The following is a 26257-nucleotide window of genomic DNA, read 5'->3' as shown; positions in this document are numbered from 1 at the left end:
AAAATTTATTTATTATGGCAATTTTAAGCAAAAAAGCAATGAACTTCGCTTATGGTATGGGAGCGGCGGTAGTAATCGTAGGAGCATTATTCAAAATCATCCACTTTGAACTTGGTCCTTTGACAGGTAACGTGATGCTTACTATTGGTCTTGTAACAGAAGCTCTCATCTTCGCATTATCTGCTTTCGAACCGGTAGATAATGAACTGGATTGGTCATTGGTATATCCTGAATTGGCTGGAGGTCAGGCTAAAGACAAAAAGAAAGAGGAGCCTAAAGATGCTCAGGGAATGTTGTCTCAAAAATTGGACGCTATGCTTAAGGAAGCGAAAGTTGACGGAGCATTAATGGCTAGTCTAGGAAACAGCATCAAGAACTTTGAATCTGCTGCTAAAGGTATTGCACCTGCTGCTGACAGCATTGCCGCAACAAAAAAATATAGCGAGGAGCTTTCTATGGCTGCTGCCCAAATGGAATCATTGAACAGCCTTTATAAAGTGCAGTTGGAGAGTGCTTCAAGAAACGCAGAAGCCAACAAAGAGATTGCTGATAATGCAAGCAAACTGAAAGAACAAATGCAGTCAATGACAGCCAACATTGCGTCTTTGAACAATGTATATGGTGGTATGCTTTCTGCAATGAGCAACAAAGGATAATTAGTTTAAACTAAAAACATTTATTAACGCATAGACTAATTATACAAAAATGGCAGGAGGAAAATTAACCCCTAGACAGAAGATGATTAACCTGATGTATCTGGTTTTCATCGCGATGTTAGCACTGAATATGTCCAAAGAAGTATTGTCTGCTTTTGGATTGATGAACGAAAAATTTGAAGCAGCAAATACTGCATCGAAAGCTACTAACGAACAGATGCTGTCAGCATTGGATCAGAAATCCGCTGACGCAAAAGGTGTTGGAGAGTTTGCGGTGGCCGCTGGGATAGCGCATAAAGTGCAATCCGCCTCTAAGAAATTTTATGATTTTATTGAGACCTGTAAAGCCGAAACTAAAAAAGGCGTAGAGGTTGAAGAAAATGGTAAATTGCCTTACGAACAAATGGACAAAGGTCAAAACCTTGACGAAAGTTGGTTTATAGGTGACAGTTACACTAAAAGGGGTAACGAGGTGATTGCGGCAATCACTACTTACAAAGATGAGATGAAAGCTGCTCTTAGTGATAAGAAGTATTCTGCAATCTTAGCGCAGGTGAATAAGGCTTTTGATATTTCCGATGTTACGAACAAGGAAGGTATAAAAGATAAGTTTTTGAATTATCATTTCAAAGGTTTCCCTGCGATTGCATCTCTTTCTAAATTGTCGGCTTGGCAGAGTGACGTAAAGAAAGCCGAATCAGACGTGTACAGTGCTGCTTTAGGTAAAGCTGCTGTGGAGATTGCGTCTTACAGTCATTATCAGGCTATTGTGGTGTTGGAGAAAAACGCATATTTCCAAGGCGAGAATGTTAAAGGTAAAGTGGTTTTGGGTCGTTATGATGAAACTACAGTGCCTACTTCATTTCAGGGACCAGGAAAATTAGAGAATGGACAAGCTGTTATTTCCTTGACTGCTGGTAACGTTGGAGAACAGAAGATTAACGGTCAGTTTACATTCGTTGAAGGGGGCAAAACGATTCCGTTGAAATTTGAAGGCAACTACGTGGTAGTGCCTCGTCCTAACGAAGCGACTATTTCTGCTGATAAAATGAACGTAGTTTATCGAGGTGTCAAGAACCCAATGACAATTTCTTTTGCAGGTGTGGCCCAAAGCGACGTTAAAGCTTCTGCCCCAGGTCTTAGAGATTTAGGAAAAGGTAAGTATATGATGGAGCCCGGTTCTGGTACAGAAGTTAGAATCAATGTAAATGCTAAGTTGCCCGACGGAAAGACGGTAACTGATGCGAGAGTTTTCAGGATTAAAAACATCCCTGCTCCCCAAGGAGCCATTGGAAAGACGATGGGTATCGTGAAAGGTGCGAAAGGAAGGCTAGAGGCTTCTACTATCACCGCAGAATTGCCTGATTTTGACTTCGAAGTTAAGATTAATGTTGTTCAGTTTAGTATGAAAGTACCTGGTCAGCCTACAGTGGTGGTCAATGGTAACAAACTGAACTCTCAGGCTAAAGCTGCGTTAGCGAGGACGTCGCGTGGTGATCAGGTGACATTCTCTGAAATTAAGACAAAATTGGAGGGTTCAGATATAATCCTGAAACAAACGGCTCCAGTTATTTACGAAATACAATAATAAATTTAGTTCGGCGTTTTTTAGCCAGACAACTTGAATACTGAAACTATGAATTGCAAAAATCTTTTATCAATAGCTATTTTGCTCGCAGGAGGTCTTACTTCTTTCGCCCAATCGAATCTGTTGAATGCAAAGACACCGGATGAAATTGGTAAAAAGACTGAAGCCCAATTGAACTCTGATAACGACAAGCCGCTTCCGTACGGATACGTTCATGACAGGGACGTTATGATGGGTAAGACGGTGATGGAAATTATCGATCTTGATGAAAGAATCAATTTCCCAATGTACTTCCCGATCGATACCAACAATATCGGTAAAGACAGGAGGTCGTTATTTGATGTCATCATCAAGGGGATTAAGTCAGGGAAGATTACTGAGGTGTATGCAGACCCTTACTTCAATACGAAGCGTCCGTTAGGGGATTTGGAAAATACCTTTAAATTCCGTGACACGACCAATGCCGGTAGGGATGAAATCAACAACGATCCTGAAGCTTACAAGGGAAGGCATGTTGAGGCTCAGCCTGAAAAAAGGAACAAGAAAGGAAAGATTATCTCTCCTGCCGTACCTGCACAGGATCTGCCTGCTGCAAAAGTATTGTCTGCTGAATTCATTGATGAAAGGTTCTTGACTTCCCAGGATATCTCTGCTTACAAGATCAAAGGTTACTGGTATTTTGACAAGAGACAAGGTGAGATGAAGTACAGATTGCTTGGAATCTGCCCTGTCGCTCCTGAAGCCAAGGAAGTTGGAAAGGAAGATCCGGATGTAATCGAATTGTTCTGGGTGTATTTCCCTGCGGCAAGAGACGTATTGCATGCGTCGAACGCTTTCAATGATAAGAATTCTGCCATGCCAATTACGTTTGATCACTTGTTGAACTCAAGGCGTTTCAATTCCGTTATTTACGAAGAAGAGAATGTATACGGTGACAGGTTGATTCAGGATTATATGAAAGACAATGCGCAATTGCAGTTGTTGGAGTCGGAAAGACTTAAAGAGAAAATCCGCAATTTCGAACAGGATATGTGGAATTATTAATTCGGTTTATTTTAAACATACAAGAAACTCTTATCTTCGGATAGGAGTTTTTTATTTTTCATTATGGTTGATTATCTAATAGTAGGCGCTGGACTTGCCGGAATAGCCTTCGCTGAAACAGCGCTTCAGAACGGAAGGTCTGTCGTGGTTTTCAATGACCAGTCGCAAAATTCCTCGAAAGTGGCTGGCGGACTCTACAATCCGGTCATTTTAAAGCGTTACAGTAAGCTGCAGGACGCGATGGAGCAGGTGATGTATCTCCAACATTTTTACGGCTGCATTGAGAACCAACTGGGGCTCGGGGGTAAAATCGTTTTTAATCTACCCATGCTTAGAAAGTTCTTTTCGATAGAGGAACAAAACAATTGGTTTGCAGCCTCCGATAAGCCCGGGCTTACGCCATTTCTTTCAACGAGCCTATTTACCAATGCCTTCAACGGTATCACATCCCCGTTCAATTACGGTCAGGTCCTGCACACAGGCTATGTTGATACGCAACTACTAACCAATGCGTATGCAGGTTATCTTGCGGGCCTTAACGCGATGCGGCATGAGACTTTTTCATACGATGGGATGGTTATCAATGAAGACCATGTTATATATCAGGATATAGAAGCAAAGTATGTCGTTTTTGCGGAAGGCTTCGGTATTGGCGTAAACCCGTATTTTAACTACCTCCCTTTGAACGGCACGAAGGGTGAGCTGCTGATCATTAAAGCGCCGGGACTGGACCTTGATGTCATCCTCAATACCAATGTGTTCATCCTGCCTCTAGGCAATCAGCTATTCAAGGTTGGAGCGACTTACAATTGGGATGACAAGACTGCTGTCCCTACTGAGTCCGGACGCGCAGAACTCATCCAGGGTATCGGTGAAATCCTGGACTGCGACTTCGAAGTTGTCGATCACCTTGCGGGCATCCGTCCTACCGTCAGGGACAGGAAGCCGCTGCTGGGAAAGCACCCCACACACCCGAGATTGCATGTCCTGAATGGCCTCGGGACACGCGGTGTCATGCTAGGCCCTTATGTGGCCCTAAAATTATTTGACTATATTGAGCGGGGAGATCCTTTGGATCCCGCAATCGACATCCGACGCTTTTCACCCGTTTAGTCCTGATCGCTCTGTTCTGAAACGAACAGGTTGATGTAAATATTCCGAGACCACCTAAGTACTAATGGCATCAGCAGCGTCAGGCTTACGATGATGCTGATGAACGTTGTGGTTACGTCCGTTTTAAATCCAAAAAAACACACCGCAAAAACGCCCATACCAATCAGCACATTGAGCCCGTAACTCACATACATCGCGCCGTAAAAAAACGATGGCTCTATCATGTACCTCAAACCACAATGGCTGCATTTGTCTTTCATTTTCAGCACTTCGCTTAGATGAAACGGGTTTGGGTTTACATACATGCTGTCCTGATGGCATCTGGGGCAACTTCCTGTTAAAATGCTATTTAGTCTGGATCCTTTTTTTAACATTTGCAAAAAATTTAATTGACTGGCTTCGTTCGGATTTTCTGATGGCGAAGTTACAAATACATTCACAGATACTATCGCGAAATGCTGAATATACACAACCTTTCTGTCTCATTCGGAGGCACCTATTTGTTTGAAGAAGTCACTTTCAGGCTGGGGGCGGGAGACCGCGTCGGTCTAGTTGGTAAAAATGGTGCCGGAAAGTCTACCATGCTCAAAATCCTGGCACGCGATTTCGCACCTGATTCCGGAAGCATTGCCACTGAAAAGGAAGTTAAAATCGGTTTCCTGAGACAGGACATCGATTTCGAGCAGGGCAGGACGGTATTGGAGGAAGCCTATCAGGCTTTCGCCGAAATCAAGGAGGTTGAAAAAAAGCTTGAATCAATTAACCACCAGCTTGTCACCCGCACCGATTATGAAAGCGAAGGCTATTCCCAGATTATAGAGGATTTATCTGATTTAACCCACCGTTTCGAGCTGCTCGGCGGATACAATTATGTGGGTGACACCGAAAAAATCCTGCTTGGACTTGGTTTCAAACGCGAAGAATTTAACAATCCCACTGAAACCTTTTCCGGCGGCTGGCGCATGCGCATTGAGTTGGCCAAACTGCTGCTGCAATCAAATGACATCCTGTTGCTCGATGAGCCTACAAACCACCTTGACATCGAAAGCATCATCTGGCTTGAGAATTTCCTGCGCAGTTTCCCCGGAGTTGTTGTGATCGTGTCGCACGATAAGATGTTTTTGGATAATGTGACCAACAGGACCATTGAGATTTCGCTCGGAAAGGCGTACGATTTTAACAAGCCTTACACCCAATACCTCGAATTGCGCCATGAGATACGCGAGAAGCAACTGGCGACGCAGAAAAACCAACAAAAAAAGATTGAGGAAACCCAAAAACTGATTGAGCGCTTCCGCTACAGTGCGACCAAATCTTCGATGGCGCAATCGCTGATCAAAAAGCTTGATAAGGTCGAAAGGATTGAAGTGGACGAAGACGACAATTCGGTGATGAATATCTCATTTCCGCTTTCAAAAGTACCGGGGAAAGTGGTTGTCGAGGCTGAACACGTCACCAAAAGCTATGGCGATAAAACCATCCTGAAAGACATCTCGCTGCTTGTGGAACGCGGCAGTAAGATCGCTTTCGTTGGGCAGAACGGCCAGGGAAAATCCACGTTTATCAAGGCCATAGTGAATGAGTTCCCTTTCGAGGGCTCGATTAAGCTGGGACACAACGTGCAGGTGGGGTATTTTGCCCAGAATCAGGCTGAATACCTTGACGGCGAAATCACGCTGCTGCAGACGATGGAGAACGCCGCTACCGATTCAAACCGGTCCAAGGTACGCGACATGCTTGGCGCATTCCTTTTCCGCGGTGACGATGTCGAAAAGAAAGTGAAAGTGCTATCGGGCGGTGAGCGCAACCGCCTGGCGTTGTGTAAACTGCTGCTGCAGCCAATCAATGTGCTCGTGATGGATGAGCCCACAAATCACCTTGACATCAAATCCAAGAATGTACTCAAGGCAGCACTTCAGAAGTTTGAAGGGACATTGCTGCTGGTATCCCACGATCGTGATTTCCTTCAGGGCATGTCCAATATCGTGTATGAATTCAAGGACCAAAAAATCCGCGAGTACCTCGGCGACATCAATTTCTTCCTCGAACAGCGCAATATGCAGAACATGCGCGAAGTGGAGAAGAAAGATACGGTGAAAAAAGAGTTACCAAAGGAAATGGCCAAAGTCTCTTACGAAGACCAAAAGAAAAATAAGACGCTGCAAAACCGCCTCAGCAAGATTGAAAGCCACATCAAGGATCTGGAAAATGACATCCAGCGCGATGACAGGGCATTGGCGTCTAATTATGACAAACATGTTGAAGATGCCAATTTCTTTATCGCCTACAATAAAAAGAAGTCTGACCTCGAGAAATTGCTCGACGAATGGGCGCAGGTGCAGGAAGAGATTGACAATGCCTGATGTGATCTGTTTTTACCCTGTCCGAACCGTTACTTCCGCAGCTGCTTTTTTCTTTAACTGATGAGCCCGATCCTCCTGGAATGTTCGATCGCTTCTGCACTGTCGCTGAAATAACACACCGCCACGTTCAGGCTTTCGAGGTTTTTCATCACATCAGTCGCCTTCTGCTTTTTGTGGCTGCCTGTCTGACGGATGTATACCGCCTGAACATTTACAGGGAATATTTTGCAGATTTGCTCATACAAATGGGGATCATCCTGCGAATCGTCACCTAAGAGCGTGTAGCGCAGGTTCGGATAGAATTCGAGTATGTGCTTGATTTTTTCGAACTTGTGGTTGTGGTCCCCGCGGCCCGTGATAAAGAAATCCATCAGGCTTGTCTTGATATCTTTCAATAGCAGCACCGCCCGCGGGAGCTGGTGAAGCTCGGTAAACTGTACAATAAAACGATACAGGTTCCATTCACTGCTCGACACATAAAAAAAAGCGTTCTGTTCCCCTTTATTATTCCTGCCCGAAGAGCTCAGGGCCTGGTAATGTGCCACGACATTGTCAAATATTTTGCGGTCGTTGACGCCGCGGAACAGCAGGATATAGAGTTTCCTGAACATATTACGCGTATGCGAAATCAGGAAGGTGTCATCAATGTCAGAAATAAAACCCAGGTTTCCGTCGTACGGCCTGATGAAACTGCCCTTAGTACGAAGCGCTTCGCCATTGTGGTTTATAGTCACAAAATAATCCATCCATCCATAGCCAAATTCCTTTGTGAGCGGGATACAGAACTTGAAATAACCGTCGTCGAGGGTTTTGGTATGAATCTTAGCGCCGTTGAGCTCGAGATAGACGTCGGCATTTCGCTGTGTCTTGATACGAAACATCCGGATGACCGAGCGGGCGTTCTGAAATTTCCTTTTTTGGAAATCATAATCCTCCTTCGTTGTCGGTTTAAAGACATGTCCCATCACAATCAATTCCTGCTCGTTGGCGTAACCCCGGTATAATTTAAGGACAGGCTTCATTTTTAGCGTTTATTATCAGTTAAATTACTTAATTTTAAAGAAAAAAAGAAACCAAACCGTGAAAAAGAATATCATTTTTGTTGTAAACCCCATTGCAGGCGGTATCGATAAGTCAGAATTGACTTCGGCTGTGCACGATTTTGCCCAAGCCGAAAATTTCAATACGATTACCTACGAGACTACAGGTGACGATGCTGATTTGACAGAAATACAGCGTCTGTACCAGGAACACCAGCCAGAGCGCATCCTGGTAGCCGGCGGCGACGGTACGATAAAGATGGTTGCCGAAGCGGTGGAACACCACGATGTCATACTGGGCATCATCCCTGCAGGTTCGGCAAACGGCCTTTCGACCGACCTGAACCTTCCCGCTGCGATGGCCGACAACCTCGAGATTGCGTTTCACGGCGGCCATATCGACATGGATATGATTTCTATTAACGGGATCCGGAGCCTGCATTTGAGCGACCTCGGGCTCAATGCGCAGCTGGTTAAAAATTACGAGCAGGGCAGTACCCGCGGTATGTTAGGCTATGCCCTGCAGGCGATACAGACACTGAGCGAACAGGAACCACCGTTTGAAGCGAAAATTGTTGCCAATGGCGAAACCATCGAAACCACCGCGCGGATGATTGTGATTGCCAATACCCAGAAGTATGGTACCGGCGTGACGATTAACCCTTCAGGGCTCATGGATGACGGGAAGTTTGAAATCGTGATCCTGAAAAACCTGGACCTGATTGTATTCGGGAAAATCATCACGGGAAACATGCCTTTGGACACGGGCGATGTAGAGATTATTTCCACGAGCGAGGCGGTGATAGAGACCGGCACGAAAGTCAGTTTCCAGATTGACGGGGAATTTTGCGGCATGATGGATAAACTTGACATACACATCTTGCCGGGACAGATGAAAGTAGCGGTTCCTGCTCCGGTTCAGGAGGGTTAAAGCTCCTTAAACGGATGGCGCTGCTGCCATTCAGAGGCGGGCTCGAGCCGCTTAAAAATCCAATCCATGTTGTTGTTGATAAGGCGGTTGCTGTGCTGCATGAAACCGCGCATTGCTATCGGTTCTGCGCCAACGGAACTCTTTATTTCCAATGCCGTCCGACCGAAAATAATCTCGCTGAATCCTTTGTTGACAGAATAGGCAATCATGTCGTAGAGCATATTCAGGTAGAGCATTTTCTCGCGTTGTATCGAGTCGTCGTAACCGAGGAAATAGGTGTCCATGGACTGGCCGTTCTTAATCAGCGTGCTAAATCCTATGAGCCGTTCTTCGAAAAAATATCCGTAGAAAAGAAACCTGTCGCGCAGTTTTTCCTTGAATACCCGGAAGTGGTTTTTGCTTAGGAAAAATGTGTTGAACGGCGCGTTTTTGGCCACATAAAAATACAGTTCGTATATCGTTTCCTCGTGCAGGATAATGTCATCCAATGACATTTTTCGTTTGTTGATGCCTTCGGATTTTTTGCGTGCGCGTTTGTATTGGTCGCGGTATTTTTTGGAAAGCGAATCGATATAGTCCTGTTCCGAAACCCAATTGTCGCGTATCTTGAAAACCATATTAGGCTGGGTGGAAAACTCGAGATAATCCGCGAACCCGGCTTTCCGGAAATCATCCGTTTCTTTTTGATCAAAATCCTTAAAAGTGACCAGGTGGATTTTTTTTCCTTTTTTGGCAAAATCAGTAACAATCGCCTTCACAGCTGATTTCAAAGTCTTCAACGCGAGGACCGGATCAGTATGTTCGTCGAGCGCAAAGGCATTTTGTCCTGTGAGCATATTATTTCCAAGAAATAGGACACGGGACGAAAAATTCCTGAAAACCAGCTTCCTTGCCGAAGCACGCAGGCAACGGTCACGTTCCCCAAATGATTCGAGCCGGTTTACGTCAAGAAATTGCGCGAGGGCGATGCCGACCAACCGGTCTGAATGGGATAACCCAATAAAAAGGCATTGCATGTTTTGTGGTGCCGAAAGCTGCAATACGCTAAGGTAATCGCGGGAAAGAAAAAGGTTTTCTTTTGCAAGTGCATCCCAACGCAGGGGCAGCTGGCTTACCTCAGTAAAGATTTCAAAAGTCAGTGCCATATGGCGCTACGGATTTTTTTGTAAAAGTAGCGAATAAAATCGTGAGCGTATAAAAAAACCGTCGGTGTCCGACGGTTGTATGGTATATTGCAGAGGGAAAAAGCCTTCCTGAACTCATGGCAGCAACTGAGACGAAAAATGGAAACCGTCTTTTGTCCATCCGCAGACGATCCCACCCATAATGGTGCAGGTGACCACCCAGTAAAATCCGGTGATCAGGATGTATTTCCAGCTTCTTTTCTCGAATAGTGAGTTGATAGCGACTACCGGTAAAATCAAAAGCAAGCCCATCATAAAGCCATGAAGCGCGCCGTGTTTGAACGACCGGAAAGTGGTGCCATAGTCAGTCATGAACGCGTTGTAAGACGGTTTCACGTGGCCTAGTTCCATCGGGCCGCCGACCATGCCCAATGCGCCGGCCTGGTGTATTGTGACGCCGGAGAGGATGAACGCGATGAAAACGCTGTAGATGTAAACGAGCGTAAAGATCAGTGCCATGTTCGGTTTTTTACCGTCTTCCATTGTTACACCTGACTCCCGCAGCCAGATGTTGCCGAAAACCTTTGGGTTGTACCAGATAAAACCTACCAGGAGCGAAGTGAGGGCCGCTGCAAAGATGGCCGGAAAGTTAATGAAGTCCATAATGATTTTTGTTTTTGGTTAATATTCAAAGTTAATGGTTTGCGCCGAAGATAGCGTATTGTATTGTCTTACATTTTTCAAAGTTAATATTATCGAATTGTTACAAAATTATTAATTCTATCCTAAAAACAAACATTGATTTTTGTTACATATTACACATTTTACGGCTTTAATGTTTAAATTACAGAAATAAACTATTTTGTTTTATTTTTAAGTTTTACCGCTTCAAAATCGTGTTTCACCGCATTTTTTGCTATTTCACCTCTTTTTTTTTGAAAAAAAATGTGCAATTAACTTTTTTTTATACTTTTAACCGCTTTTATAAAATCAACTATTTATGTTAAAAAACTACATCTCATCGGAAGCCGGCGTCGTCGCCGGAACTTATCGGTCGGTACTAAACAAGATTGCTGCAACGCTGTCTTTGGTGCTGTTTTGTGTCTTGGGTGCGAGTGCTCAGGTTGATGTGACTGCGAGCGGAGGAACATCCAGCGCAAATTACACAACACTGAAAGGTGCCTTCGATGCAATCAATGCGGGAACCCACACGGGAACCATTACAATTGGTATCTCTGGCAACACGACAGAAACCGCAACCGCAGTATTGAATGCGAGCGGGTCGGGTGCGGCCAGTTATGCCTCTATTGCGATTTCGCCAACCGGCGGCGCTGCCCGGACCATTTCAGGAGCCATAGCGGGCGGTAGCCCTATGATCGACCTGAGTGGTGCCGACAACGTTACTTTTGATGGTCTGAATAGTGGAGGCAATGCGCTGACGCTATCCAATACCACGGCGTCGGCGACATCGGGAACATCGACCATCCGTTTTATCGGTGGTGCGACCAACAACACCATCACGAAGTGTTCGGTGTTGGGTTCTTTCAGCGCGGCGGTAGGGACCAACGGCGGTAACATCTTTTTCAGCACCGATGCGGTGACTGCCAATGGTAATGACAACAACACGGTTTCATTTTGTGATATCGGTCCTGCAGGTACCAACCTGCCGAGCAAGGGTATATACATTAACGGATCGACTACTACCACAGCCCTCAACAACAGTGGCAATACTTTTAATGGCAATAACATCTTCGATTATTTTGGTGCGGCGGTTTCCAGTGCAGGTATTTATATAGCAGGTGGGGCAACCGATACCAATATCACCAACAACAAATTCTATCAGACAGCCGCACGTACACAGACTACAGGTGCGCAACACTCGGCTGTCTGGATTGCAAATACAAGTGGGAATAATTATCAGGTCACCGGCAACATCATTGGTTTTGCCAATGCGGGTGGAACCGGGACTTATTCTTTTGTCGGCGTTTCCTCTTCGTCAATTTTTGTTCCAATCCATTGTTTGGCCGGAACAACAACGGCATCTTCGGTGTCGTCAAACACCATCAGCAACATTTCGGTTTCTGGTGCCATCAGCGGTACAACATCCACTGGCCCATTCCGTGCAATTTATGTTACGGGATTGACCAATGTAAACTCCAATTCAATCGGTAGCCAAAGCGCTACCGGAGCCATTTCGGTGACGTCATCTTCAGCCAGTACCTCTAACACGTATGGCATCTACAATAACTCATCGAGTGCTACCACCATTTCCAATAACCAGATTGGTGGGATTAATGTGGCCAACAGTACGTCGGGTACTGTTACTTTTACAGGTATATTTATCAATACTTCATCGTCAGTTACCGCTACGTGTAGTAACAACAGCATCGGTGGCAGTGTAGCCAATTCGATTGCCGTATCGGGTACGAGTACAGCTTGTCAGGTTGTCGGGATTAATATTGGTTTGCCGATTACGACCCTGACTTCAAATACAATCCGTAACCTGACCAACAATGCGGGTACAGGTACGACGACTACATCTTCGGTGATTGGGGTGCTGTTTAACGCAAGTACTGTAAGTACCATCGGTTCCAACACGATCTTTAACCTGTCATCAACTTTAGCAGGCGCTGCAACCGTGAATGGAATATATTCCGGTACGCCGGCAAGCGGCACGGTCTTCGAGAAGAATTTAATCTACGGTCTGGACGCTGCCAACGCGGCGGCTTCTGTAAATGGAATCTACGTTGGAGGTGGAACGGCGACGTATCGCAACAACATGATCCGTTTGGGTGTTTCCGGTAGCTCCGCCACTGTTGGTATGGCTATTAACGGAGTCAACGAACAAGCAGGTACAGATAACTTTTACCATAATAGTATATTCATAGGGGGTGCGCCAACCGGAGGTGCCTCCAATTCATTTGCTTTCCAAAGTATTGTAACTGCCAATACACGCGCTTACCAAAATAACATTTTTGTCAACAAGCGTTCCAACAGCGGTTCAACCGGTAAGCACTACGCCATTCGCGTAGGCGGCACAGCGGCGAACCCCGCAGGTTTGACTTCAAACGGTAATATTTTGTTTGCTAATGGGACGAATGGATTTACCGGATTGTTCAATGCGGTGGACCAGTCTACGATCGCCAACTGGAGAACGGCAACCGGACAGGATGCCAATTCGTATGCTGAAGACACACCATTCAAAGATGCATTGAGTTCGCCACCGAATCTGCATTTGGATTCGAGTACAGCGACATTTACGGAAGGTTTGGGTGTGACCCTGGCCTCTGTAACAGATGATTTTGATGGAGAAGCCCGTTCCGGATTGACGCCCGTCGATATCGGTGCGGATGCTTCAAATGCCACCGGACCAGCGGTCGTGAAGATCAACTCTGTGGCTGCTTCACCAACCGGTAACCAATGTACGGCAGCCTCAAGGACCATCACTGCCAACATCACGGCTGGTGCCGGTGCAATCACATCGGTCACTTTAAATTATTCGTTTAACGGTACAGCACAAACACCGATCACCATGACCGGAGGTACACTGACTGCCGGTACGACGTCGAATTTCACAGCTACGATTCCTGCTGCTACGCCGGCGAATGCCTCAGTGGTATGGTCCGTGACCGCAGTGGACGCCGTAGTCACCAGGACTGTAGTCGGTACCGGCTATGCTGATGCACCACTTTTAGGCGCTACAGCCTCCGCTTCTGCAAGCGTGACTACCCTTTGTAATGGTACGCCTACAATACTGTCTGCGGCTATTAGCAAACCAGGAACGGCTACCTTAGGAGCAGGAGCCACGACAGCGAGTTCATACGACGGTATTTTCTACCACCTTTTTGGAGGAAATAAATCTCAGTTTTTGGTGAGGGCGTCCGAACTTTCAGCGTTGGGTCTGAGTGCGGGTAACATCACTTCGATAGGCATCACGATGAATACAGTGACCGCACAGGCCTATTCGAATTTTGCCATTAATATCGCTCCGACTGCCCAAACCGCCATGACAACGACGTTAGTCAGCGCGGGATTGACACAGGTATATTCGGCCTCTTCATATACCCCTACGACTGGAGATAATACTTTTACATTTTCTACACCATTCGTCTGGGATGGAACTTCCAATATTGTTGTTCAATTTTGCTGGAGTAACAACAATACTGGCGGTACAAGCAACTTCGCAAAAGTGGATGCAACCCCTTTCGTTTCCTGCGGTTATTACCGTGTTGACAGCACCGTAGCCTCTACTCTTTGTGGCGTCACTGCAGCGTCAGGTACCACTTCCAACAGACCGAAAATGATTTTCGGAGGTAACGTATCGCCGACAATCTCATCATATTCATGGTCGGACGGGTCTACAGTGGTTGGAACAACAAACAATTTGTCTGTTTCCCCATCGGCTACAACAACATACACAGCCACCCTTAGCTTATCCGGCTGTCCGGTAACTACAAATAGCGTTACTGTGACTGTTAATCCGGCGCCGACCGCGCCAACTGCCACAAATTCTTCACAGTGTGGTTTGGATATTCCTACGGCATCGGTTGCAGATCCTAACGGATTCACAACGCCGATCATCAAATGGTATGCGACCAACGTGGCTACCACGCCGTTACAGGCCACTACTTCAAACACATATGGTACCGCCATTTCAGCGACGACCACATTCTATGTTTCTGTTGTAAACCCTACTACAGGTTGTGAAAGTACAAGGACTCCGGTTACCGTAACCGTATCCACTCCGGATCCTATCACCGTGACTCCCGGAGCAACGGCTACCATCTGCGCGGGACAAACTATTTCACTAGGCGCATCGAGCATCAACGCCGGATACGTCTACACCTGGACAGCAAGCCCTGCTACAGGAAGTGGAGTGAGTGGAACGCTTACCGGCGCGTCACAGTCCGTTACGCCAACCTTGCCAGGAACGTATGTGTATTCTGTTTTAGGAGATGATGGTATCTGTGCCACTACAAAAACTGTAACAGTTACAGTAGGTCCGCTGCCTGCAATTACTACCGCGGTGGCGGCAAGTCCGACTATTTGCGAAGGCAGTTCAACTGCATTGACCGCAACAAGCATTGGAATTGGCGCTGGCGTTGGGACGATTGGCACGCAAACTACCACGATTGGTGGGGATAATGGTAACCCTTACCGTTCAGGAAACGGTACCGGCAACCAAATCAAGACGCAACTGTTATACAGGGCTTCCGAGCTTACCGCTGCAGGTTACGTTGCAGGAAATATTACCAGTCTAGGTTTTACTGTAACGGGCGCTGATACCGGGGTGGTGTCTAACTTGACTATCAAAATGGCGGCAACAAGTGCTACAGCGCTGACCACTACCTACGAAACGCCGACCTTTACAACGGTATTCACACAGGCGTCATTCACACCGGCCCTCGGAGTCAATACACACACTTTCTCGACTCCGTTTGTTTGGGATGGGACCTCTAACATTATTGTGGAGACATGCCAGACAAATAACATCACAGGTACAACCACAGTAGCCTGTTCAACGCCGGCTTTTGCTGGTAATACACATTCTGCTTCAAGTACCACAGCTTGCAGTGCCACAACGGGTACTGCTGTAGCCAACAGGCCGATTGTCACTTTGGGCGGACAGAAAACAACAGATATCACTGCGTCTTATACATGGAGCTGGAATCCAGGGAACCTGTCAGGTGCATCGGTATCGGTATCGCCGCTAACAACCACAGCTTACACCGTTAGGGCGACGAATAATACTACTGGTTGCTTTGCCGAGCAGGTTGTAAACGTAACAGTCAATCCTAAGCCATTGGTGCTTACGGCGACCAATTCAAGCCAATGCGGGTTTCAGATGCCAACTGCTTCAGTTGCTGATCCAAATGGATTTACTACACCTACCATCAAGTGGTACGCGGATAATGTAACCGCTACAGCGTTGCAATCCAGTACATCAAATACCTACAATACTGCTATATCAGCGACAACTACTTTATATGTTTCGGTAACCAATCCGACTACGGGCTGCGAGAGCAACCGTACACCGGTTACTGTAACTGTGAGCAATCCTGATCCTATCACAGTAACTCCTGGCGCGACAGCGAATGCCTGCGCAGGAACAGCTGTCTCATTGGGTGCAAGCAGTGTAAATACTTCTTATGTTTATTCATGGAGTGCAAGCCCACAAACCGGAAGCGGTATTACAGGTACGGTTAATGGCGCATCTCAGACAGTGACGCCAACCATTGCCGGAACTTACGTCTACACCGTAATTGGTACAGATGGCGTATGTACGGCGACGAGTACAGTAACAGTAACCGTTGGCGCATTGCCTCTTATTTCTTCCGTTACAGGACCTTCAGCTGCGGCTTGCCCAGGTACGGCTTCCGTTTTGACAGCGAAAAGCGTTCCTGCTACTGCTGGAACTGCAGCAATCGGCACACAATCTACCACTGAGTTTGGTGGAGGTGTTTACAGGAACGGTTTTGGCACAGGCGATTTCAAACACCAACTGATCTACACAGCTGCTGAATTAAATGCAGCAGGTTTGGTCGGTGGAAACATTACGTCTATTAGCTTTAATGTAACCTCTGCCGGTTCAGGAAGCGCAAACAATTACACCATCAGAATGGCCAATGTGGCTTCAACACCCCCATTGACAACGTCATTCCTTTCTCCTGCAGGATTTACGACCTGCTACACAGCGTCTACCTATACTGCAGTTGCAGGTGTCAATACCCACACATTCACCACACCATTCAACTGGGATGGGACGTCAAATGTTTTGGTTGATATTTGTTACAACATTTCAACTACGGGAAGTTCTTCTACACTGGCGGCTACGACACCTTCAGTCGTGAGCAACAACAACTTACTTGGATCTGCGGGTGCTTGTGCTGCAACCACCGGCGCAACCACTTACGCAAACAGGCCTTTGGCAACCTTTGCAGGGCAGGTAGGATCTGACGTAACGTCGTCGTATACATGGACCTGGAATCCGGGCAACTTGTCAGGAAGCTCCGTTTCCGTATCTCCAACAACAACTACTTTGTATACCGTAAGGGCAACAAATACTACTACAGGATGTTTCAGTGAGCAGACCATCACCGTAAATGTGAATCCTGCTCCGGCTGCTCCGGTTGTAGTTTCAAATACCTCACAATGCGGAACTCAGGTTCCGGGTGCATCGGTATCAGATCCAAACGGATTTACGACTCCGGTAATCAGATGGTACAACGTGGCTACAGGTGGTACGCCTTTGCAGGCTACTACCAGCTTGAGCTATGATTCTGCCATTTCAGTAACTACTACATTCTATGTTGCGGTGGTAAACCCGACTACGGGATGTGAAGGGGCCAGGACGCCGTTGACAATTACCGTCGCCACGCCTGATGCCTTGAGTGTTACCGCGCCATCAAGCGTATGCGCGGGCGGCAGCTTCAATATTTCGAGCAGTTACACACCAAGTTTCAACAACTTTACACAATTTACATTGTCTGCAGCTCCTGCGACAGGAAGCGGCGTGACAGGAAATGTGGCGTTGACTGCAAATGCTTCGGGAAGCGATGCGTACCTGGTTACGCCAACGGCGGCCGGAACTTATGTATACACCATCAGTGCGTACGACCCGGTTCAGGGCTGTACATCCGTACAGACTAAAACCATCACGGTAAATGCTTTACCTGTATTGACTGTCTCGGCTACGCCGGCAACAATCTGCGCAGGAAGTGCAACGACACTTTTGGCTACCACGCCGACAATCACCGCAGGTCTTGCTTCATCAATAGGAACAGATGTGACCACGACTTCGACGAACGCCATCACACCGTTTACTTCGAATTATGAAGGACAACATGTACAATATATCGTAAGGGCCAGTGAGTTGACCGCCAGCGGACTGAAAGCGGGTAATCTTACTTCTCTGGCATTTAATGTTACGGCTTCGGGTGTGGGTACTTTTGCACAAAGTGGCTACACTGTAAAGATTGCGAATACCGCAGACACTGCCTTTTCAGGAAATTTTGCCACGCCATCTGGAAGTTTCACGACGGTGTATGGCCCGATTTCTAAACCTGCTCCGGCGGTAGGAATCCACACATTGACTTTTACCACACCATTTAACTGGGATGGATCGTCAAATATCGTGGTGGATATCTGCCATGATAACGATTCAGTGGCAGACACCTGCGCGTCTTGCTTCAGCGGAAATTCAACCGTTGCCTATTCGACAACCGCGTACAATTCAGTGTATGGAAAATATGCCGACAATAATTCTTTGTGCGGTACGAATAACGGAACCGCGATAACTACATTTACCAACAGGCCGAATATGGTTTTCGGTGGTCAGGTACTCGGACAAGGCGCCGGATCACTGACGTACTCATGGTCTGATGGCGTTTCTGAAGTAAGTACTTCAAACACCTTCAGTGCATCGCCAACGACAACGACAGTGTACACGGTGACCGCTACAGATCCGGTTACGAGCTGTGCCAAATCGCAGAACGTAACGGTTAACGTAAACCCTGCTCCAAATGCGCCGACTGTTGTAAATGGTGGGAATTGCGGGCCAGGTGTGGTTACCACTGCAACGGTATCCAACACCAACGGATTTGCAACCCCAACCTATAAGTGGTATAGTGCTTCAACAGGAGGCACTGCATTGCAATCGTCTACTGCGACAAACTACACGACTTCGATCAGTGCAACGACTACTCTGTATGTAAGCGTTGTCAACCCTGCGACAGGTTGTGAAAGTCCACGTTCAGCTATTGTATTGACTATCGATACAACGCCGTCAGCCACAATCAACTATGACAACAGCCCTTATTGTAATACGCTAACCAGTGCACCGGTAACAAGAACCGGAACGGCAGGCGGAACTTACACTGCAGATGTGGCGTTGAGCCTTAACCCGACAACAGGTGAGGTGAACCCATCATTGAGTACACCGGGTCTTTATCAGGTGACTTACACAATGGATGGCGGAAGTTGCGGTATGAAAACAGCAACGACTTTTATCACTATCGGTCAAAATCCAAGCTCTGGATTCACCTATGGTTCTTCTGTTTACTGCTCAAGTTCATTGACTGCTACGCCTGTTATTACAGGTACTGCAGGAACATTCACGGCAGTGCCTGCAGGACTTTCAATCAACCCTTCAACCGGGGTGATTGACCTCGCGGCCAGTTTGGAAGGAACTTACAATGTGACCAATACTGTCACCGGCGCAGGATGTACTACAAGTACTACTACCGTTGCTGTGACCGTAAACAAAGCGGTTGCTATCACGGCACAGCCTCAGGGTGTTTCTATCCTGCCTGCTGATAATACCTCATTCTCAGTGACTGCAACAGGTACCGGAATTTCTTCTTATGTATGGGAAGTGAACAACGGTTCAGGTTGGTCTACAGTTACTGATGGCGGTGTTTACTCTGGTGCGACGACAAGCACTTTGGCTTTGACCAATGTTACTTCCGGGATGAACCAGTACCAGTATCGTGTAACGGTTTCAGGAACGGCACCATGTGCTCCTGTAACCAGCGATCCTGCAATCCTGACGGTTACTACAATTTCGATTAGTGCACAACCTCAGTCGCAGACCATCTGCAGCAACACGGGCGTCACGTTCTCTGTGAGCACCGCGGGAGGTACGCCTTCGTCATATCAGTGGCAATATAGGGTGAACAGCGCTGGAACTTTTGCCGATATTCCATCTGCAACAGCGTCATCTTACAGCATCCCATCAGGATTGACTTCTGCTAACACAGGAAACCAATACCAGGTGGTGATCAATGGAGGCAGCCTTGTTTCTAACGTGGCTACACTAACGGTTAACGATGTAGTGGCGATTAATTCTAATCCTTCGACTCAAACGGTATGTTCAAGTGCGTCTTCAGTAACATTTACTGTTGGTGCAACCGGTACAGGTCTTACTTACCAATGGGAAGTGAGTACTGACAACGGTGCCAACTGGACTCCGGTATCCGCTGCGACAAGTGCATCTTATACAATCAATACCCCTGCAGTTTCCCTTACCGGAAGTCAATACCGTGCGGTGGTTTCTGGATTAGCTCCTTGCAGCGCCCAGACATCTGCTCCTGCGACATTAACTGTGATCCAGTCGGTGGCAATTACAGCCCAGCCTTCAAACCAGGCGATCTGTGCTTCTGCTACAGCTAACTTCAGTGTTACGGCTACAGGTGCAGGCCTCGCTTACCAATGGATTGCAAACAACGGTTCAGATATTGTACTTACTGATGGTACCCTTTCAGGAGCTACCATTTCGGGAGCAACTACGAACGCGTTGTCTATCACATCTCCTGCATCACTTTCCGGCTACACTTTCCGTGTACAGGTAAGCGGTACAGCGCCATGTACACCGCTGACTTCGAATACTGTCAGCCTGTATGTCGTAAGCGGTGGAACAATCGCGGTAGGTCCATCAGGAACTTACAATAACCTTACTTCTGCCATTGCAGCTTTGGTTACTTGTGGAATTACGCAGCCTACTTTCCTCGAGCTGAATAGCGGTTACGATGCTTCTACAGAAACCTATCCGATCAATCTGCCTGCGATTACAGGTGCAAGTGCTACGAATACTATCACAATCCGTGAGGCCAATGGCGTTACCGGAAAAGTAATCAGCTCTGCAAACCCTGTAGCCACGTTCTCCCTTAACGGAGGAAATTACTGGACTATCGATGGTCGCTCAGGAGGTAACGGAACAACGAAAGACCTTCAAATCAGCAACACCAACACAACCGGTGCTGCGATCCAGTTCATTAACGATGCTTCTAACAACATCGTACGTTATGCTGATGTCCGTGGTGTGAACACTTCGACTACTTCAGGAGTGGTGTTGTTCTCTACGACGACTGCGACTACAGGTAACGACAATAATACGATTGCGAACTGTGACATCAGGGACGGCGCAACTACTCCGGCAATTGGAATTTATTCTGCGGGTACTGCGGCCAAGACCAATGACAATAACACGATTTCGAACAACAACATCTTTAACTTCTTCAGCGCTGCTTCAGCGACGAGAGGTATTTCTGTTGCGTCGAACAGTGAGGCCTGGACGATTTCGGGCAATAAATTGTACCAAACTGCCACCAGGCTGTATACTACGGCAAACACGCACCACGGTATTAACGTCGCCGCAGGTGCCGGGTACACAATTACTGGAAACACGATCGGTTTTGCAAATGCAGCCGGAACAGGTACCATGAGCCTTGTCGGTAACTCAGTGGCACTTACAGGGACTTTCCCAAGTGCGTACACTACGACAGGAACTCCTAACGCGACGCGTTTCATCGGTATCAACGCGGCTTTTACTGCTGCAGGGACGGTTTCTTCAATCCAGAACAATACGGTTGGAGGAATTGCCTTGTACACTTCGAGTGGTGCAACCACTACGAACGGTATCCTATGCGGAATCAACGTAACCAGCGGTAATGCCAATATTGGTACAGTTACAGGTAACACGATCGGAGCCACAACAGGTACCGGATCGCTTTACGCTGCGACCACGACTACCCAGGGTGCTGTGGTGGGTATCTATGCTACTTCAGCCAATACGGTTTCCATCCAGAACAATACGATCGGAGCTATCGATGCCTCAGGTACTACGGCATCCCTTACAGGATCGATTACCGGTATCGACGTTGCGGGTGCGGGAGTAATTACCGTCAGCAACAACATTGTGGGTAACGCTACGGCAAACAACCTGCGTGCGGGTGCATTCTTTAACGGAACAAACCTGACGAATGCAGGCGCGTTGACATTCACCACATCAGGTGCGTCACTTATTGATGCGATCAGGTCTTCGGCTACCGGTTCAAGCACAACCATCAGCACCAACACGGTGCGGAATGTTACTGCTTACGGTACCGGTGGTTCTGCCATCAATGGTATCAACAACAGCGGCGCTACCACTTTGCTTACTGCAGCTTCAAACACCATTTCTGACATCTCCAATGCCGGTACTGGAGCATTTACGGGTATGACTGTAGGTTCTCCTGCAACCGCTAATGTGACTTCCAATACTGTTAACACTCTAAGCAGGACTGGAGCAGGTACATTCTACGGTATCCAATATGGTACTCCAACGACGATTACCATCGACGGCAATACCGTATCTAACCTGTCGAACAATGCTGCAGGCAGCACTTCAGGTTTTTACGGATTGTATTCAGTAGGAACGCCACAAAATGAGACGATTACTAATAATAACGTTTTCAATTTAAGCACTACAGCTACCGGAGCCCAAACTATGGTAGGTTGGTATCAGCTTACCTCTAACACAGGTACTAAGGTTTGTACAGGAAACAACTTCTACAACTTCACCGCTCCGGCGAGCAGTACCGTGATCATGTATGGTATCCGTAACGGTTATGGCGCTAATGTGACTGTTAGCCGAAATACTATTTATGGATTCTCAGGAGGTATTACCCAATTTGGTATCTTCTCTAACCCGGGAGTTGCCGGCACGGCTAATATTTTCAGGAATAAGATTTATGATCTTTCCACTGGAAACACAGGTGCTGCACAAATCATCGGATTGGCTATGGCCTCGACCACGGCGTCAGCAAATACCAATGCGTACAACAACCTTATCGGTGATCTGAGGACACCTGCTGCGTCAAATGCTGACGCCATCAGGGGTATCTCTGTAAGCGCTACGGCTGCTACTGCCAACTTCAACGTGTATAACAATACCGTATACCTGAATGCTTCTTCTACAGGAGCTGCTTTCGGAACATCAGGTATCTACCACGCTGCAAGTTCGACTGCTACTACGGCGAAACTTGATTTACAGAATAACATTGTAATCAATACGTCTACGCCTGGTACTACCGGGGTTGTCACTGCTTTGAGAAGAAGTGCTGTGGCTACACTGGGTAACTTTGCTACAACTTCTAACCGCAACATGTATTTTGCCGGTACGCCTGCTGCAAACAGGACCATCCTCTTTGATGGAACGAACGCTTACCAGGATTACAGCACTTACTATGCTGCGGTAGGAACAACACGTGAGGCCAATTCATTCGTGGATGCCGCTTTCTCTGCTGCAACATTCTTCACCAGCACGACAGGAAACTCGTCAACCTATTTGAAACCGAACGATGCGATCAACACCCTGGCTGAAAGCGGTGGTGCAAATCTATCTGCTTTCTTTACTGTAGATTACAATGGAGTTACAAGAGGAACACAGTATGATATGGGAGCTTGGGAATTTGCTGGATCGTCTCCGGCGCCGGCTGTGACTCTCAATTCAGTTTCGCCTGCACTCACTACACAGTGTTCTGCTACGCCAAGAACGGTTTCTGTAGATGTAACGACGCCTTCAGGAACAATAACAGCTGTTACGATCACTTACAACAACGGTAGCGCTACAGGCCCTGTTGCGATGACAAATACATCAGGCAGTATATGGTCTTACACCATTCCTGCGGCTTCACCAGCGAACAGTATTGTGATCTGGAGTGTTACCGCAACAAATTCATCGGCACTGAGTACGACATTTAGCGGAACTTCTTACCAGGATGCTCCAAACACGGGAATCACTTCGGTGGCTTCAGCAACGGCTACAACAATCTGTGCCGGAAGCCCGACGACGCTGGATGGTGCTTTATCAGGCGGTTCGCCAACGTATACTGCGCCTCCTGCCGTTACTAACCCTACAACTGATGAGGATATGGGTAACGTAACGATTACGCAGGGTGCGACAACCATTCTGAACAATACTTCTGCGAGAAATTCTCTCGTAGGCACAATTGGAACGGCTACAGGAACAGCTGGAAGTTATGCTAATTATACTGCTTTTGGACCGTACACTCTGAATGGAGGTTTGACTTACAATTTCTCTATGACGAGCGTGCAGGATACCTCTCCATTTGCGCATTCGATGGCAATTTATATCGACTACAACAGGAACGGTTCATTCGCGGATGCCGGGGAGGCCGTCTATACCTCCGCTGCCACTACAACAGGTGCACATACGGAAACAGGATCATTTGTTGTTCCTGCAGGTGTAAACCCAGGTACTGCCAGAATGAGGATCATTGTTACCGAAGGTGCCAGCGGCATCACCGGCCCTACAATGACTGTAGGCTGGGGTGAGTACGAAGAATATGCAGTAAACCTGGTGCCGAGCGCGACCTATTCCTGGTCTGACGGTACAACGGTAGTCGGTACGACAAAATCGCTGACTGTTAACCCTACGGTTACTACTACATATACACTTACGACAAGCATTAACGGTTGTCCTGTGGTGTCTAACGGAGTGACAGTAACTGTCAATCCAACATCGGTTGCAGGAACTATCAGCGGAGCCACTTCAGTTTGTTCCGGAACGAATAGCACTACACTGACATTGAATGGTAACACCGGAACTATCCAGTGGCAATCGTCTACAGACAACACTGTTTTCGCTAACATTTCAGGAGCTACCGGTTCGACATACACTGCTCAGAATATTGCCGCTACAACTTACTACAGGGCGGTTGTCACCAGCGGACTTTGCAGCGCGGCAACGTCGGCAAGTGCAGCGGTAACGGTTATACCGCAGGTTAACGGCGGTACTCTATCAAACCAAACGGCTTGTTACAACTCCACTCCTGACGACATCGTGCTTTCAGGAAGTGTTGGAAGTGTGGTGAAATGGCAGAAATCATCTGACCTGGCTTTCACCAGCCCTCAGGATATTGCCAACACGACCACTACATTGACGGGAGCTCAGGTGGGCAACATCACCGCTACCACTTACGTGAGGGCGGTTGTCCAAAGCGGAAGCTGTGGCACGACCAACTCTGCCGTGGCTACGATCACTCCGGGTAACCAGACCACATGGACTGTAGCCGGCGGATGGAGCAACGGTGCGCCAACCTCTACAAGTGCTGCTACCATCAACGGTAACTTCACTGCGGTGGCTGACCTTAACGCCTGTTCGTTGACGATCCAGAGCGGAACGGTTTCGTTCCCTGGTGGATTCGATGCTTACGTAAGCGGAAAAGTCAGCGTCAATGGAGGTACCATTACCTTCGAGGATGGATCTGACCTTGTTCAGACACGCAATGATGCCAACACAGGTAACATCAAGTATAAGAGGACAGCGAACCTGATCCGTCAGGATTATGTTTACTGGTCTTCACCGGTATCGGGACAACTGTTACAGCCGTTCTCACCGAACACGCTAAACACGCGTTTCTATACTCTTGATGAGTCTTCAAACGGCTTCTCACAGATCGCCTCACCGTCAACGACTTCGTTCGATGCGGCTAAAGGTTATATGATCCGTGCTGCCAACAACCACCCTGCGGTGCTTACCCCATGGACAGGAACCTTCACAGGAACCCCACGCAACGGAGAGTACACCATCCCTGTAACAGTGAACGGACAGGGCTACAACATGATCGGTAACCCTTACCCATCTACCGTTGATGCCGACCTGTTCCTTGCTGAGCCAGGAAACGCAGGTACGCTTTACTTCTGGACGCACATCAGCCAGGCTGCTGCCTCAGGAGCGAACTATGCGAGCTACAACACCTTCGGGGGAACCGCTGCGCAATCAGGAGGTTCTGCACCAACAGGTGCCATCCGCGGAGGCCAGGGCTTCATCCTGCTGAAATCATCAGCAAGTACGGCCAGGTTCACCAACGCGATGAGGACGGCTGAAGGCGGTGCCTTCTACCGAAATGCACAGACGGCTGAGAAACACCGTATGTGGTTCAACTTGAACACACCTGGACATGCGATGAACCAAATCCTTGTAGGTTACGCTGAAGGCGCTACCATGGGTGAGGATATCGCAATGGACGGTAAGTCTATCGAAGGCGGTTCATCGATCTCTACCTTGATCGGCAGTGACAATTATGTTATCCAGGCACGTTCGCTTCCATTCGTGGATACTGACGTGGTACCGATGGGCTTCACAGCCGCTACGGCCGGAACCTACATCATTGAGCTGGATCACGTAGACGGATTGTTCTCGGGCGACCAGAACATCTACCTGAAGGACAACCTTCTTGGGGTGACACACAACATCAAGCAGGGGGCTTACAGCTTCGCTTCTGCCGAAGGCACATTTGCCAACAGGTTTGAGGTGGTGTACCAGTCTTCACCGCTTGGGGTTGACACGCCAACATTCGATGCGAACAGCGTGGTGGTTTACAAAAACCAGGGCATGCTTCACATCAATTCAGGTAAGATCGTGATGTCAGGGGTGAAAATCTTCGACGTCCGCGGCAGGCTGATCTATGAGCGCGGTGCCATCAATGCCTCTGAGACCGTATTGAACGACCTTAGGGCAGAAGAGCAGGTACTGCTTGTTCAGATCACTTCTGTAGACAATGAGGTAGTTACCAAAAAGGTGGCTTACTAAGTTTCACTGAATATTAAATAAAA

11 protein-coding genes are annotated in these 26257 nt (G+C 47.5%); 7 read left to right on the top strand and 4 right to left on the bottom strand.

From position 1 onward, the window contains the following. Positions 1 to 14 precede the first annotated feature (14 nt). The 4 genes from porL to HYN48_RS01130 all read left to right on the top strand — a co-directional run bounded on the left by porL (position 15) and on the right by HYN48_RS01130 (position 4401). Positions 15 to 656 (top strand): type IX secretion system motor protein PorL/GldL, encoded by a 642-nt coding sequence (gene porL / locus HYN48_RS01145; RefSeq protein ID WP_108369392.1) that lies wholly within the window; start codon positions 15 to 17, stop codon positions 654 to 656. Between the two features lie 49 nt (positions 657 to 705). Further along, positions 706 to 2244 (top strand): type IX secretion system motor protein PorM/GldM, encoded by a 1539-nt coding sequence (gene porM, locus HYN48_RS01140; protein ID WP_108369391.1) that lies wholly within the window; start codon positions 706 to 708, stop codon positions 2242 to 2244. A gap of 48 nt (positions 2245 to 2292) precedes the next feature. Beyond that, positions 2293 to 3288 carry a type IX secretion system ring subunit PorN/GldN gene (gene porN / locus HYN48_RS01135; RefSeq protein WP_108369390.1) on the top strand — a complete coding sequence of 332 codons (996 nt, stop codon included), beginning with the start codon at positions 2293 to 2295 and terminating at the stop codon, positions 3286 to 3288. A gap of 63 nt (positions 3289 to 3351) precedes the next feature. Next, positions 3352 to 4401, top strand: coding sequence for an NAD(P)/FAD-dependent oxidoreductase (locus HYN48_RS01130; RefSeq protein ID WP_108369389.1), 1050 nt, complete (start codon positions 3352 to 3354; stop codon positions 4399 to 4401). On the opposite strand, the gene HYN48_RS01125 is transcribed toward HYN48_RS01130, so the two are convergent. Beyond that, the gene (locus HYN48_RS01125) at positions 4398 to 4775 is read right to left on the bottom strand and encodes a DUF983 domain-containing protein (RefSeq protein WP_108369388.1); all 378 of its coding nucleotides are present in this window, start codon (positions 4773 to 4775) and stop codon (positions 4398 to 4400) included. The genes HYN48_RS01130 and HYN48_RS01125 overlap by 4 nt on opposite strands. Positions 4776 to 4856: 81 nt before the next feature. On the opposite strand from HYN48_RS01125, the gene HYN48_RS01120 reads away from it, so the two are divergent. Next, entirely contained in the window at positions 4857 to 6764 is a 1908-nt protein-coding gene (locus HYN48_RS01120; RefSeq protein WP_108369387.1) for an ABC-F family ATP-binding cassette domain-containing protein, read from the top strand. 53 nt (positions 6765 to 6817) lie between these two features. Here the strand turns inward: HYN48_RS01120 and HYN48_RS01115 are convergent, their stop codons facing one another. Then, positions 6818 to 7786 (bottom strand): App1 family protein phosphatidate phosphatase, encoded by a 969-nt coding sequence (locus tag HYN48_RS01115; protein WP_108369386.1) that lies wholly within the window; start codon positions 7784 to 7786, stop codon positions 6818 to 6820. A 58-nt stretch (positions 7787 to 7844) separates the two neighbouring features. On the opposite strand from HYN48_RS01115, the gene HYN48_RS01110 reads away from it, so the two are divergent. After that, positions 7845 to 8735, top strand: coding sequence for a diacylglycerol/lipid kinase family protein (locus tag HYN48_RS01110; protein WP_108369385.1), 891 nt, complete (start codon positions 7845 to 7847; stop codon positions 8733 to 8735). Here HYN48_RS01110 and HYN48_RS01105 read toward each other — a convergent pair. Together HYN48_RS01105 and HYN48_RS01100 are read right to left on the bottom strand one after the other, a co-directional pair. Continuing rightward, on the bottom strand, positions 8732 to 9880 hold the full coding sequence (locus HYN48_RS01105; RefSeq protein WP_108369384.1) for a GNAT family N-acetyltransferase: 1149 nt from the start codon (positions 9878 to 9880) through the stop codon (positions 8732 to 8734). The two genes, HYN48_RS01110 and HYN48_RS01105, sit on opposite strands and share 4 nt — an antisense overlap. 114 nt (positions 9881 to 9994) lie before the next feature. After that, complete coding sequence (locus HYN48_RS01100) at positions 9995 to 10522, bottom strand: DUF1761 domain-containing protein (RefSeq protein WP_108369383.1); 528 nt, start codon at positions 10520 to 10522, stop codon at positions 9995 to 9997. A 337-nt stretch (positions 10523 to 10859) separates the two neighbouring features. On the opposite strand from HYN48_RS01100, the gene HYN48_RS01095 reads away from it, so the two are divergent. Beyond that, entirely contained in the window at positions 10860 to 26234 is a 15375-nt protein-coding gene (locus HYN48_RS01095; RefSeq protein ID WP_108369382.1) for an Ig-like domain-containing protein, read from the top strand. The last annotated feature ends 23 nt before the right edge of the window (positions 26235 to 26257 follow it).

This window comes from Flavobacterium magnum, from assembly GCF_003055625.1.
Taxonomy (GTDB): Bacteria; Bacteroidota; Bacteroidia; order Flavobacteriales; family Flavobacteriaceae; genus Flavobacterium; species Flavobacterium magnum.
The sequence above is the reverse complement of the archived record's forward strand: the minus strand, read 5'-3'. Positions and strand labels throughout refer to the sequence as shown.